The sequence below is a fragment of the Shewanella abyssi genome, assembly GCF_023284025.1.
In the GTDB taxonomy this organism is placed as follows: Bacteria; Pseudomonadota; Gammaproteobacteria; order Enterobacterales; family Shewanellaceae; genus Shewanella; species Shewanella abyssi.
The window spans coordinates 17,983-31,032 of the sequence record NZ_JAKIKR010000004.1; the positions used below are offsets into that span (position 1 = coordinate 17,983).

Below are 13,050 nucleotides of genomic sequence, written 5' to 3' on the forward strand. Positions count from 1 at the left end.
TTGGCTTGATCTGCGCTATTTTTTGTGTGCAAACTGAAAATGGCGAATAGAAGGTGGGTTAATTTTTTTTAAGGTGTTTTGATGAAAACCGAAGATATAGCGCTGTTTCACCGTATTGTTGAAACCGGCAGTTTGGTCGAAGCGGCTGATATACTTAATCTGCCGAAATCGACCTTAAGCCGTCGATTACAAGCATTAGAGAATGAACTGAATGTTAAGCTGTTTCATCGCCAGAGTCGCGCGATGACGCTCACCGCTTCTGGTAGTCATTTTTACGATAAAACCACCTCTATGTTGGCAAGCTTAGAGCAAACGATGTCAGAGTTAACCGGCAAAGAGTCAGAAGTGTCAGGGCACTTGCGGATAATGATTTACCCGATCCCCGAGCTTATTCGTATCACCCATATTATCTTTGATTTTATGGATCAGCACCCAGATCTCACCGTCGAGGTTATTGTCAGCAGTGAGCCGCAGGACATGATCCGCAATAACATCGATTTGGCTTTTATGCTGGAAGATGCCTTTAATGAAAGTGAAATGGTGGCAAGGCATATTTTTAGTGAAAAAATACATTTTTTTGCCAGCCCTGAATACATCAAAAACTCGGTTATTCCGCTGACGCCTGAAGAGATCCCGAATCATAACTCGATTCTATTTCGTTACCCCAACGGTCGTATTTTTAATGAAGTCCCTTTTGGGCAAAATAGATTTTTGTCAGTCAATGGTAACTTGTGTGCTAATAACCTGGTGACTTGTTTAGAGGCGACGCTTATGGGACGGGGAATTTCGTTGATGCCACTGCCTTTTGCTCAAGAGCATGTTGAAAGTGGCGCACTTGAGATACTGTTCAAAGAGATGGAACCCTATGAAGGTAAGTGCTTCCTCGTCTATCCGTCAAGACGATTTATTAGCTTGGCCAGCCAGCGCTTTATCGACTTTATGATGAATGCCATAGACGATCGTGTCGCTAACGGCGACAGTGGTCCTAGCGCGAGTATTCGAGGCTCAATTAAAGCGATGATTTAATCTGCTATCGCTATCAATGAGTGCTGAGCCGTACACAAAAGTACGCCTTAGTCGGCCGTCACAATAATGCCCAATGGGGTTAATAATTGTTCTTGCTGCCACTGGTTGATGATCACCCCTTCAAGTGGCACTCTGCGCAGATCTAAGCCTTCTAATTCAACACGGGTAAGGTTGCAACCTTTAAGCTCAAAAGCGCCCCATTGCTCCTGGGAGAACTCGCCGCCACTTAAATCGCTACCCTTCATTGAGGCACCGTTCAAGTTAGCACCGCGCCAGCGGTTATCGAACAGTTCACACTCTTCAAGTAGCGCGCTATGTAAGTCGGCATAGGCTAGGTTACAGGCGGTAATATAAGCCGAACAAAAATAGCTTTTAGCGGTAATGTAGTTGGCAAAACTGGCGCGGCTAAAGTCACAACCTTGTAGGTTACACTCGCGCATCTCGATGCCGTAACAGCGAGCGCCCTTAAACAGGCTCATGCTCAAATTACAGTGCTTAAAACTGGCACTGACTAAGGTGGCGTAACTAAAGTCGCAGCCCTCATCTTCACCCTGCACCACAAACTTACAATGGCTGAAACTGGCATCGGTTAAGTCTGCATGGTTAAAGCTGCAGTGGCGGAACTCGCAATGGTCAAAGTGGGCGTCTTGCAGATCTTGCTCGCTAAAGTCTTCATGGGTAAAAATCTGTTTCGAGGCTTGCATCGAGCATCCTTTAATATGGGGTGGTGTGACGGTAAAAGTGCAAAATCGCAGCAACGCTGCAAACCGTTAAAGTTGCAATCGGCTTGTATTTCAGCACGGCGCAAAGGTAACAGCTAATACCGCGAGTTTAAATGCATTTATGTGGGAGTATAAGTTCCATTTAATGGGACTATATCCAGTTGAATTTGGTCAATGTTTGTGAGCATAGTATCTGCTAGGTTACATAGTGAAAGCGGCCTGCTGCGACTTATTCTCGTCGCTGAGGTCTTTAGGGTGTTGGCGTCAAGGGTTCAGAAATACGCCGTGCCAGAATATAGCAAGCCAGCCCCATTAACGCATTGGTGACAGGCAGTGCCAGCAGCAAGCCTTTTACGCCGCCCAAGTATGAGCCCAATGCCGCCAGTGGCAACATAATCAAAAACAGTCGACAGATGTTTAAGATTAACGAGCTCATCGGGCGGTGATATGCATTCAATGAGGTGGCAACTAAGATCACGATACCCAGCGGGCCATAGGCCACAGGTAATACCAAAATATAAAAACTTAACCACTCAACCACTTGTGGATCGCGACTAAATAGCTGCGCTAATGGCTCGGCTAAAAAGAGTAGTGGCACATACAGTAGCGTTTGAAACAGCAAGACAAACTTGAGAGACAGCAGCAATGCATCTCGGGCGCGAGCCGTTTGCCCTGCACCTAAGTTCTGCGCCACAAACGGCACTAGGCTGGATGACAGCGCCATGACGACAATCAACAGCACCGACTCTAAACGCGTCCCCGCACCAAAGGCAGCAACCGCGCTATGGTCGATACGCGCCAGCATCGCCATTATCATCGCATTTGCCACTGGGTTTAATAGGTTCATTAAGGTGGCAGGCTGAGCAATATGCGCCAGTTGCTTCCAATTGCACTTCAGTCTGGCGAGATTAAACTCGGCAAACTCGACTAAGTGACGCTTAAAAATCAGCAGATGGGTCGACAATGATAACGCCACTACCCAAGAGATCACGCTGGCAATGGCCGCCCCTTGGATCTCCAAACGTGGAAAAGGCCCAATGCCAAAGATAAGCAGTGGGTCTAAAATCAGGTTTATCAGCGCCGCCAACATCATGATCTTGGCCGGTGAGCGGGTGTCTCCCGTGGCACGCAGACCTTGATTACCCACCATCAATAGCACCAATAGTGGTGCGCCGACGTACCAGGTAAACATATAGTCTTGGATCAGCGGCAAGCTACTTTGGTTGGCGCCGAGTAAGCTAAATAACGGGTTAATGCACAAGCTACCAAGCAGCGAGATCAACACGGTGATAAAGAAGGTTAACAGCAGAGCATCATGCAAAAACACCTTGGCTTTGTCGGCGTGACCGCTGCCGATAAGGCGGCCCAAATTGGTGGACACGCCCGCGCCAATGCCGATAGCGATGCTGGAGATGATGAGAGTCACAGGAAAGGTAAAGCTGATTGCCGCTAACGATTCGGTGCCTAATTGGCTGATAAAAAAAGTGTCAACCAGACTAAACCCGAGAATGGTTAGAATACCAATCAGGTTGGGGAGGCTCATCTTTAGCAGTACACGACCAATTGGCTGTGTTAGCAGCCCGTGTCTGTCTTTCATAGGGAAGTCTTGTCTAGTCTGTGCTCGGACGGCGAATTCTATCAGGCTTGTGGCAATTTTTATAAAACAGAGTTAAAAAAAACGGAAATATTTTGTAAATGGGCTTGGAACTGACGACCTTTACCCCCATATCTCGAACATCAAGCGGCATTTTAGTTTTCACCCAGGTGAAAACCGCCAAAGTCGTTACTATCTTTAATAGCCAGCAATAAACGTTGGCGGCAAAAATAATAGGAGCATCCATCGATGAATATTCGTCCTTTACATGATCGCGTCATTGTTAAACGTTCAGAAGTTGAATTAAAATCTGCTGGTGGCATCGTACTTACAGGTAGTGCTGCTGAGCAATCTACTCGCGGTGAAGTATTGGCTGTAGGCAATGGACGCATCCTTGAGAATGGTTCTGTTCAGCCACTAGACGTAAAAGTGGGTGACATAGTGATCTTTAATGAAGGTTACGGCGTGAAGAAAGAGAAGATTGATGGTGAAGAAGTGCTGATCCTTTCAGAATCTGACCTTATGGCTGTAGTGAGCTAAGCACTTGCTAAGAACTCATTAAGTTTCAGCATCCCATTCAAACAAATTTTAAAGGATAAAGAACATGGCAGCTAAAGAAGTAATATTTGGAAATGACGCACGGGTAAAAATGCTTGCCGGCGTTAACATTCTCGCAAACGCAGTTAAAGTCACTTTAGGCCCTAAGGGTCGTAACGTGGTACTCGACAAGAGCTTCGGCGCGCCACTGATCACCAAAGATGGTGTCACAGTCGCTAAAGATATCGAACTTGAAGACAAGATCGAGAACATGGGCGCGCAGATGGTTAAAGAAGTTGCTTCTAAAGCCAACGACGAAGCCGGTGACGGCACCACTACCGCTACCGTTCTTGCTCAATCTATCGTTAACGAAGGCCTTAAAGCCGTCGCAGCTGGCATGAACCCAATGGATCTTAAGCGCGGTATCGACAAAGCTGTTATTGCAGCCGTTGCCGAGCTTAAAAACCTATCTCAAGAGTGTAGCGATACTCAAGCAATCACTCAGGTTGGTACTATCTCAGCTAACTCTGACGAGACTATCGGCAAAATCATCGCAACCGCGATGGACCGTGTAGGTAAAGAAGGCGTTATCACAGTTGAAGAAGGTCAGGCTCTGGAAAACGAGCTAGACGTAGTAGAAGGCATGCAATTCGATCGCGGTTACCTGTCTCCATACTTCATCAACAAGCCAGAAATGGGAAGCGTTGAGCTAGAAAGCCCATATATTCTGCTTGTAGACAAAAAAGTATCTAACATTCGTGAGCTACTGCCTATCCTTGAAGGTCTGGCTAAGACTGGTAAGCCACTGCTTATCGTCGCCGAAGACGTTGAAGGTGAAGCCTTAGCGACACTAGTCGTCAACAACATGCGCGGTATCGTGAAAGTTGCTGCTGTTAAGGCGCCAGGTTTCGGTGACCGTCGTAAGGCTATGCTACAAGATATCGCTATCTTGACCGGCGGCACAGTTATCGCTGAAGAGATTGGTCTAGAGCTTGAGAAAGCGACTCTGGAAGATCTTGGTACGGCTAAGCGCGTTATCATCACTAAAGATGACACCACCATTATCGACGGCGCTGGTGAAGAGAGCCAAATTAAGGCTCGCGTTGCACAAATCAAGATCCAGGCTGAAGAATCAACATCAGACTACGACAAAGAGAAGCTACAAGAGCGCATGGCTAAGCTAGCCGGCGGTGTTGCAGTGATCAAGGTCGGTGCAGCTACCGAAATTGAGATGAAAGAGAAGAAGGCACGTGTAGAAGATGCACTTCACGCGACTCGCGCAGCAGTCGAAGAGGGTGTTGTTGCCGGTGGTGGTGTTGCTCTGGTACGTGTTGCCAGCAAGATTGCTAACATTGAAGTCCTTAACGAAGATCAGAAGCACGGTGTGGTTATCGCAATTCGCGCCATGGAAGCTCCACTTCGTCAAATCGCGATTAACGCGGGTGAAGAAGGTTCAGTTGTTGCTAACAACGTTAAGAACGGCACTGGTAACTACGGTTACAACGCAGGTAACGACACTTACGGTGACATGCTTGAGATGGGTATCCTAGATCCAACTAAAGTGACTCGTAGCGCGCTACAGTTCGCAGCATCTATTGCAGGCCTGATGATCACCACCGAATGTATGATTGCCGAAGTTCCACAAGATGCTTCTGCACCAGATATGGGCGGAATGGGTGGTATGGGCGGTATGGGCGGCATGATGTAATCATCCCCCTGCGGTCGATGACCTAAGCTTCGGCTTAGGTTGACACCTCATTAAGAAAGCCTCAGCTTAGTCTGGGGCTTTTTTGTGCCTGCTGATTTGTTTAAAGCTGCGGCCTTGCGGCCGAGGTGGGTCGTGGCGCTTCGCCCACACCAGAGCCAAGGGGTAAAGCGCTTGTACCCCTTGGCAATCCCTCAGCGCCCCGGCGAAATTGTCTGAGAAGCGAAAATTTCCAACGGGGGAGATTGGATTCTGCGAGTGACAAAGCTTGGATTAGAGTTGGTGTTTAATAGATATTTGAGAGAAGAGAGATAAAGGATAAAGTTTATCCTGATCTTGATTAGGTAGTTATTTTGATCTTTATCTTCAAATCGTATGTTAAAGTTAAACAGCTGAAATTTAACTTGGAATTATTGTTCATGCCATCAGTTACACTTGAAAGTCTACATGAACTTTTTACTAAGGCTTCTTTAAATCAACAAGAGATCATAGTTAAAACCTCAACATCAGGTGAAGGTATTTTTAGTTATAACAGAGAGGGGAATACGCCTAGGACTTATTTGCAATGGGCAAAAGAAGATCTAGTTGGTCGTAGTAATCGTGGGTGTGTAAATGGGATTGGTAATGCAAAAAAATCAATAGCATTGTTAATTGACCAAACTCTAGATTCTCTAAATGTATCTGTTGATAGTAAAATAAATATTAGAAAGTTTATCTCTCAATGTTCTGATTCTTTTTTAGAGGGTGGCAATACAAAAACTAAGCTAATTGCATCATTGGGGGTCGCACCGTCAGTATTAATATCAGATATTTGGATGCAAAGAAACGAAATTGAGCATGGATATAGTAATCTAGAACCTAAGCAAGTTAAACAAGCTATAGAGGTCGCAGAACTCTTGATTTTGAGTGTTGATAGTAGAGAACAGACGGCTCATAAAATTGAATTTTTGGATATAGAAATTTACAATCGTTTCAAAAATCATAAAGACCCATTTGCATCTAAACCAAGAGGAATAGTGTTCGATTGGCTTTATGAAAATGAGAAAGCTACGTTTAGTTTGTCTTATGAAGACAAGAAAAATGTAAAATATTCTTATAACTTCCAGGGTGACGAGTATGAATTTTTACTACTAATTAAAGCGGCTTTCTGCAATACAACTTATGACAGAGTCATTTTTGAACACACTGTGACAGAGTTTTTAACTGCAGCTCTAGGTGATAATTTTAGTGTACGTGAATTTGATTTAAAAATAGTTAAAGCTGACTATTTTGAATGACAACAGCGACAACTAAGACACCCACAATTGTATAGGTAGATATCCTCTACTAGGCTTTAGTTAAGGCTGAAGAGCGGAGTTTGTTATGCCAACGCTAAGAAAAGCACTAGTAAGCTTGGAGGATACACTTTTTTTCAAAATTGGGGCCAAAGTAAAAGTTCTACTATGACCCACATTATGTTGCTAGCTTATTTATTAATATTCAATATTAATAAAGGGATCCCACGTACCGTACCCGATCAGTTCGCCACTGCCGCTGTCGTTGACTTGGAATAAGAATTGATAGGTTATCGTACCGTGTGCTTCTAGGGTGGATTCCACATAATTGTAAGGCGTTGCCACTAGCTCTGAAGACAATGGTAGCGGACCTTGGATTGGCGTCATGATTCTAGTCGTTAACGGATTGCCATTTTTAACGCCACCATGAAGTTCTGGAGTCGATATTTCTCCTCCCTGGCTGGATTGTGACCTAAAGTCGTACAGTACAACTGACTTTTCGAAGTTTCCGCTCAATGATGTTGATCGCCATCTAACGTTGTCGCCAACAGAGCCTTTGATCCTAAGTTCTGCACCACCCTGTCCAGTTACCCCATTAGCATCTTTAACTCTGAGGAAGATCAAATTATTCAGCCCCTGTGTAGGTTGCGCTTTATCTTTGCTTAACGGTGGCATACTTGCTAGATCCATCTCAACTAAAACATCGATTACTTCAGACATAATATTTCTCCTTTTATAATATGTAAGATTATCGTTTAGATACGCTAGACCAGTATCTGCCCTTACTTTAGCTAGAGCCCCCCCTTTCAGCCTTCTGGGAAGCTTCTTTTTTAGGACGCTGTTTTTGCAGCTGTTTACTTTAGCTGTATGTTAAAAGAAGGGAGCAGACAACTGAGACACCAGACAACAACAGACAACAACAGACCAGACAACAACAGACCAGACAACAACAGACCAGACAACTAAGACACCCAAAATTGTATAGGTAGATATCCTCTACTAGGCTTTAGTTAAGGCTGAAGAGAGGGGTTTGTTATGCCAACGCCAAGAAAAGCATTAGTAAGCTTGGAGGATACACCTTATTATCATTGCGTAAGCCGCTGTGTTAGAAAAGCTTTTTTGTGTGGGATTGATAATCACACTGGGCAATCCTATGAGCATAGGAGGGACTGGGTCGAAAGTCGACTGTTGCAGCTGGCTGAAGTGTTCGCAATCGATATTTGTGCTTTTGTTGTGATGAGTAATCATCTGCATCTTGTATTGCGGGTAGATGCTGAGTTAGTTAAAAGCTGGTCAGATATTGAGGTTGTTTCCCAATGGCAAAAGCTGTTCAAAGGCGATAGCCTTAATCACGACTTTGTTAAAGCTGAAGCTCTTGAATCTTATCAACAAACCATCATCAATAAGCGGCTGAAAGAGTATCGCTCGCGACTGATGGATATCTCCTGGTTTATGCGGGCGCTTAATGAACCGATTGCTAGAAAGGCCAATGCGGAAGATAAGTGTAAGGGGCGGTTTTGGGAAGGGCGCTTTAAGTCCCAAGCTCTGCTTGATGATGCTGCAGTACTGGCTTGTATGGCCTATGTTGACCTGAACCCAATTCGAGCAAAGATTGCTACATCGCCTGCCACCTCAGATTTCACCAGTATCCAAATGCGAATTAAAGCCGCTGTTAAAGGCGAACAACCTAAATCACTACTCCCTTTTGCGGGTGATGAGCATCAAGATACACCTAAAGGACTAATGTTTAACGCAAAAGATTATCTACAACTCGTAGATGATACGGGTCGAATTCAGCGCCATGATAAACGAGGTGCTATCAGTCAATCATCACTGCAACTGCTGCAGCGCTTAAATATTCCTGCAGAAAACTGGCTCAAGATGACAGCAGAGTTTACGACCATTTTTAAAGGTCCTGTTGGAAACACTCAAGAGCTATCGGCTTATTGTGAGCATCTTGAACGTAAACGAAGGCAAGGTGCCGCCAATTGCCACCGATGGCTAGATTGCACTTAGTTACCAATAAACTGAGCTATCTTTAGCACTTTTTTACCCCACTACCAAACAGATGTTTGGGATTTCTACTGTTTGATTTTTAAGTAAATGGGTGACATTACACTTGCATCTAAGTAAAAGCTCTTTACTGTGCGCATATGTGGCGACAACTAAGACACCCAGAATTGTATAGGTAGATATCCTCTACTAGGCTTTAGTTAAGGCTGAAGAGAGGAGTTTGTTATGCCAACGCCAAGAAAAGCATTAGTAAGCTTGGAGGATACACCTTATTATCATTGCGTAAGCCGCTGTGTTAGAAAAGCTTTTTTGTGTGGGATTGATAATCACACTGGGCAATCCTATGAGCATAGGAGGGACTGGGTCGAAAGTCGACTGTTGCAGCTGGCTGAAGTGTTCGCAATCGATATTTGTGCTTTTGTTGTGATGAGTAATCATCTGCATCTTGTATTGCGGGTAGATGCTGAGTTAGTTAAAAGCTGGTCAGATATTGAGGTTGTTTCCCAATGGCAAAAGCTGTTCAAAGGCGATAGCCTTAATCACGACTTTGTTAAAGCTGAAGCTCTTGAATCTTATCAACAAACCATCATCAATAAGCGGCTGAAAGAGTATCGCTCGCGACTGATGGATATCTCCTGGTTTATGCGGGCGCTTAATGAACCGATTGCTAGAAAGGCCAATGCGGAAGATAAGTGTAAGGGGCGGTTTTGGGAAGGGCGCTTTAAGTCCCAAGCTCTGCTTGATGATGCTGCAGTACTGGCTTGTATGGCCTATGTTGACCTGAACCCAATTCGAGCAAAGATTGCTACATCGCCTGCCACCTCAGATTTCACCAGTATCCAAATGCGAATTAAAGCCGCTGTTAAAGGCGAACAACCTAAATCACTACTCCCTTTTGCGGGTGATGAGCATCAAGATACACCTAAAGGACTAATGTTTAACGCAAAAGATTATCTACAACTCGTAGATGATACGGGTCGAATTCAGCGCCATGATAAACGAGGTGCTATCAGTCAATCATCACTGCAACTGCTGCAGCGCTTAAATATTCCTGCAGAAAACTGGCTCAAGATGACAGCAGAGTTTACGACCATTTTTAAAGGTCCTGTTGGAAACACTCAAGAGCTATCGGCTTATTGTGAGCATCTTGAACGTAAACGAAGGCAAGGTGCCGCCAATTGCCACCGATGGCTAGATTGCACTTAGTTACCAATAAACTGAGCTATCTTTAGCACTTTTTTACCCCACTACCAAACAGATGTTTGGGATTTCTACTGTTTGATTTTTAAGTAAATGGGTGACATTACACTTGCATCTAAGTAAAAGCTCTTTACTGTGCGCATATGTGGTAAATCTAGCCTGAAAATGAGTAGATTTATTTCCCATACGATACTGATTGAAGGGATCATCGCTATTGAAAATTATTTTGGATGTCTTGGTTTTCGATAGCGATTGAAAATTATTTTGGGTGTCTTGGTTTTCTTCTTAACGGCTGGCTAGTGGGTATTTGCGAAGAATGGGCTCAAAGTCTACGGTTTTCTCCGAGCCCATTTTTTCATGTCAAAGCACTAGATTTACAGTTCTGCACTCTCATTCGAAAGGTTAGAGTCGTGGTTCACGGCTTTTACATGTTTACTGAATGCAATAACTCCTCTCTGGTTAGATCACCTAAGCCTAAAGAGGCTAAGGTTCTACCTTCTTTATAAAAATCTCTTGATAAAATACCGCCACACATCTCAATCAAACGATTACATTCAGGCATGTTAATGCCTAATTTGTCACCTAATGAAGATAATAACACCAGCCCCATAGGAACATCTTCAGTGATGTATCTATTGTCGAAACTATATGGGCCAGGAGGTGATGAAATTTTATAGCTTTCAAAAACCTCTCTAGGATCTTGGTTAAGATCTTCCTCATTTCTAAACAAGCATGCTTCTAGGTAAGGGATCGGTTCACATCCAAGGGCTGATAACACCGCCATTTTTTCAGCGTCCAATTTATCTATCATTAGCCATGCCATGTCAGTTGAAAGGGCATCTCTGTACATATATGGCACTTCGTCGGGGTGATGCTTTGCGCAGTACTCAAGCATCGGATACATGACATACTGGCCAATCGTGTGAACAATAATGTTGGGATTATGTAGCGCTGATTCGAATATATTTTTTCTAACTTTGGTCTTTGCTATGTCGTAGGCAGGAAACAAGCGGGATGCGATTGCCATTCCTTCTGCTGTTTTGCTGGCGGGGAAAAATGCTAGCGAATTTCGAGCATTTTTAAATAAAACTTTTACTGTACCGGGCTCAACCACTCTGGCGTCATTAGGGGTTGATTCACCTTCTGCAAATATCGGATTGTTATCGCAGAATTTATTATAGAAAATACTACCAGCGTACCCAGGGACTAAGATAACAAGTTGGTCATCGGTGAAGTATTTTGCAATTCTTTCAGCTAAAGCAGGATGGTATGTGGTTTGAATAAATATCATGATTACATCCGCCCCCTCAATCGCTGCTTCAGGGTCTCGCGTAATCATTTCTAATGGTTGAAAGGTTTTTTCGGCATCATCAGCGCTATCTGTAAAATGCCCATTTTTTGTGTTGTCGATACAGTATATTCCCTTATTTTTGACCATAGCCTCAAAATGGTCATCATGGGTAATACGGTTCGAAGTCTTCAGTAATCTTACTTTATGTCCTGCCTCTGCAGCCATAAACGCACAAGCAGAACCAGCATTGCCAGCTCCAATTATGGTGATTTTCATTTTTCCTTCCCGTGGAATTTTATTATTATTCAAGGTGTTATCTTGTTTGAGCCCCTTGAAGATGTAAGCTCGTGGAAATATGAAAATGTAGAATCTTAGAGATGTGGAAACTTAGAGATGTGAAGCATAGGAGATTGAACTGTACTAAAATGCTGCTGGATTCAAGTTGAATATGATTTTAATCACTTTAGTAATCCGCAGTAGCTCCGTTGTCAGTGTCTATTTTTCAGCCATTATAACCCATGCAGAGGCTGGCGTCATAAAGCATTAAAAATACAGACATTCATTGAAGTTGGAGGGGAATTGGAACCACCTTTTGCTACCTGCATGACATCTTGCCAAATTGCTTAAGAGGAGAAAATACCAACGAAGGATATTAGATTTTCTGAGTTAGTTTAAATTGTGACATTCATCGAGTTTTACTCTGTGTAAATAACATACGATTCAAAACTTATTTATTCTGAGAATTATAAGATGAAAGCACTAAGTATATGTTTGTTAATTATAATAACGATGTTTTCTACTCTGGTGCTAGGCTCTACAGTTGAAAATCAGTCAGGTAGCCAAAGCGTCACTGTTGAATGTCATAAAGCTGATTTCCTGCCTGATAATACGTCCAAAACTAGTAATCTAGCTAATGAACTATCCTATAGCAAAGCAGATATTTCATTTGCTAAATATTGCTGTAAAACATGTAGAAAAGGCAAAGCTTGTGGTGATACTTGTATCAGTAAAACTAAAGCATGCTATAAGCCTGAAGGTTGTGCTTGTAATGGTTAGTTGAAATAAATGGAGCCAGTGCAAATATGAATCTGACCCTGACCCATCTGGATGTTAGTAACCACAGTGCTGCCTTTCACATGGAATACCGTCGCCATCGCCGTCCATCTTGGTGTTGGGACAGTACTTGTTGTAATAGGTCGCTTCATCGCATGAGCGCATTTGGCTGCAGTGGGTTTTGCCTGCTTCACAGCGAAAGTTCTGCACTGGGTTAAACTTCATCTGCTCGACGTCTTTGTTGGTGAGTATCGGCGTTGCGGTCATCTCTTCGTACTTTTTAAAGCCGAATATGCCGAGGCCGAGCAGTACCAAAAGTGGAATGAGTAATCCTCTTGATGACTTAGGTTTCCGCTGACTATTGTGTTTGTGATGAGGGCTGTCATGGCGGCCGTTTTGCTTGGCGGCGATAACGGCTACGCCTTCGATATTGGCTTTTATCGCTTTGATCTTGCCGTCGCTCTGACACTCTGAGAAATAATTGATTTGGTCGCCGACAGCTGGCTTTCTTGCCATCTGCTTTAATGCTGATATGTGGATAAACACATCTCTGGCATTGGCAGCATCAGGCTTAATAAAGCCAAAGCCTTTGTCATCGTTCCAACGAACAAGCTTGCCTTTTTCCATACTCTTCA

Annotated in this window: 12 protein-coding genes; 7 read left to right on the forward strand and 5 right to left on the reverse strand. The window is 43.7% G+C overall.

Annotated features, from left to right (window positions below):
- Positions 1-81: 81 nt before the first annotated feature.
- A complete protein-coding gene (locus L2755_RS03010; protein ID WP_248979281.1) occupies positions 82-1,026 on the forward strand; it encodes a LysR family transcriptional regulator in 945 nt (314 codons plus the stop codon).
- Positions 1,027-1,073: 47 nt separating this feature from the next.
- Here the strand turns inward: L2755_RS03010 and L2755_RS03015 are convergent, their stop codons facing one another.
- Complete coding sequence (locus tag L2755_RS03015; protein WP_248979282.1) at positions 1,074-1,730, reverse strand: Qnr family pentapeptide repeat protein; 657 nt, start codon at positions 1,728-1,730, stop codon at positions 1,074-1,076.
- A 268-nt stretch (positions 1,731-1,998) separates the two neighbouring features.
- Positions 1,999-3,345 carry an MATE family efflux transporter gene (locus tag L2755_RS03020; RefSeq protein ID WP_248979283.1) on the reverse strand — a complete coding sequence of 449 codons (1,347 nt, stop codon included), beginning with the start codon at positions 3,343-3,345 and terminating at the stop codon, positions 1,999-2,001.
- Positions 3,346-3,591: 246 nt separating this feature from the next.
- On the opposite strand from L2755_RS03020, the gene L2755_RS03025 reads away from it, so the two are divergent.
- The 3 genes from L2755_RS03025 to L2755_RS03035 all read left to right on the forward strand — a co-directional run bounded on the left by L2755_RS03025 (position 3,592) and on the right by L2755_RS03035 (position 6,861).
- Positions 3,592-3,882 carry a co-chaperone GroES gene (locus tag L2755_RS03025; protein ID WP_248979284.1) on the forward strand — a complete coding sequence of 97 codons (291 nt, stop codon included), beginning with the start codon at positions 3,592-3,594 and terminating at the stop codon, positions 3,880-3,882.
- 64 nt (positions 3,883-3,946) lie between these two features.
- The gene (gene groL, locus L2755_RS03030) at positions 3,947-5,587 is read left to right on the forward strand and encodes a chaperonin GroEL (RefSeq protein ID WP_248979285.1); all 1,641 of its coding nucleotides are present in this window, start codon (positions 3,947-3,949) and stop codon (positions 5,585-5,587) included.
- Positions 5,588-6,003: 416 nt separating this feature from the next.
- Positions 6,004-6,861: a hypothetical protein gene (locus tag L2755_RS03035; protein WP_248979286.1), complete on the forward strand. Its 858-nt coding sequence runs from the start codon at positions 6,004-6,006 to the stop codon at positions 6,859-6,861.
- Between the two features lie 195 nt (positions 6,862-7,056).
- Here the strand turns inward: L2755_RS03035 and L2755_RS03040 are convergent, their stop codons facing one another.
- Positions 7,057-7,578 carry an AidA/PixA family protein gene (locus L2755_RS03040; RefSeq protein ID WP_248979287.1) on the reverse strand — a complete coding sequence of 174 codons (522 nt, stop codon included), beginning with the start codon at positions 7,576-7,578 and terminating at the stop codon, positions 7,057-7,059.
- 315 nt (positions 7,579-7,893) lie between these two features.
- Here L2755_RS03040 and L2755_RS03045 point away from each other — a divergent pair, with 315 nt between their 5' ends.
- Positions 7,894-8,874, forward strand: a complete 981-nt coding sequence (locus tag L2755_RS03045; RefSeq protein WP_248979288.1) for a transposase — start codon at positions 7,894-7,896, stop codon at positions 8,872-8,874.
- A gap of 222 nt (positions 8,875-9,096) precedes the next feature.
- The gene (locus tag L2755_RS03050; protein ID WP_248979288.1) at positions 9,097-10,077 is read left to right on the forward strand and encodes a transposase; all 981 of its coding nucleotides are present in this window, start codon (positions 9,097-9,099) and stop codon (positions 10,075-10,077) included.
- Between the two features lie 418 nt (positions 10,078-10,495).
- Here L2755_RS03050 and L2755_RS22265 read toward each other — a convergent pair whose 3' ends face one another.
- Positions 10,496-11,725 carry an NAD/NADP octopine/nopaline dehydrogenase family protein gene (locus L2755_RS22265; protein ID WP_346348072.1) on the reverse strand — a complete coding sequence of 410 codons (1,230 nt, stop codon included), beginning with the start codon at positions 11,723-11,725 and terminating at the stop codon, positions 10,496-10,498.
- A gap of 387 nt (positions 11,726-12,112) precedes the next feature.
- Between L2755_RS22265 and L2755_RS03060 the strand changes: the two genes are divergently transcribed.
- Positions 12,113-12,418: a hypothetical protein gene (locus L2755_RS03060; RefSeq protein WP_248979290.1), complete on the forward strand. Its 306-nt coding sequence runs from the start codon at positions 12,113-12,115 to the stop codon at positions 12,416-12,418.
- 54 nt (positions 12,419-12,472) lie between these two features.
- Here L2755_RS03060 and L2755_RS03065 read toward each other — a convergent pair whose 3' ends face one another.
- On the reverse strand, positions 12,473-13,042 hold the full coding sequence (locus L2755_RS03065) for an excalibur calcium-binding domain-containing protein (protein ID WP_248979389.1): 570 nt from the start codon (positions 13,040-13,042) through the stop codon (positions 12,473-12,475).
- Positions 13,043-13,050 lie beyond the last annotated feature (8 nt).

Bases quoted from the DNA above. Each gene is read 5' to 3' on its own strand.
- L2755_RS03010 (WP_248979281.1), top strand. From the start codon at position 82: ATGAAAACCGAAGATATAGCGCTGTTTCACCGTATTGTTGAAACCGGC.
- L2755_RS03015 (WP_248979282.1), bottom strand. From the start codon at position 1,730: ATGCAAGCCTCGAAACAGATTTTTACCCATGAAGACTTTAGCGAGCAA.
- L2755_RS03020 (WP_248979283.1), bottom strand. From the start codon at position 3,345: ATGAAAGACAGACACGGGCTGCTAACACAGCCAATTGGTCGTGTACTG.
- L2755_RS03025 (WP_248979284.1), top strand. From the start codon at position 3,592: ATGAATATTCGTCCTTTACATGATCGCGTCATTGTTAAACGTTCAGAA.
- groL (WP_248979285.1), top strand. From the start codon at position 3,947: ATGGCAGCTAAAGAAGTAATATTTGGAAATGACGCACGGGTAAAAATG.
- L2755_RS03035 (WP_248979286.1), top strand. From the start codon at position 6,004: ATGCCATCAGTTACACTTGAAAGTCTACATGAACTTTTTACTAAGGCT.
- L2755_RS03040 (WP_248979287.1), bottom strand. From the start codon at position 7,578: ATGTCTGAAGTAATCGATGTTTTAGTTGAGATGGATCTAGCAAGTATG.
- L2755_RS03045 (WP_248979288.1), top strand. From the start codon at position 7,894: ATGCCAACGCCAAGAAAAGCATTAGTAAGCTTGGAGGATACACCTTAT.
- L2755_RS03050 (WP_248979288.1), top strand. From the start codon at position 9,097: ATGCCAACGCCAAGAAAAGCATTAGTAAGCTTGGAGGATACACCTTAT.
- L2755_RS03060 (WP_248979290.1), top strand. From the start codon at position 12,113: ATGAAAGCACTAAGTATATGTTTGTTAATTATAATAACGATGTTTTCT.
- L2755_RS03065 (WP_248979389.1), bottom strand. From the start codon at position 13,042: ATGGAAAAAGGCAAGCTTGTTCGTTGGAACGATGACAAAGGCTTTGGC.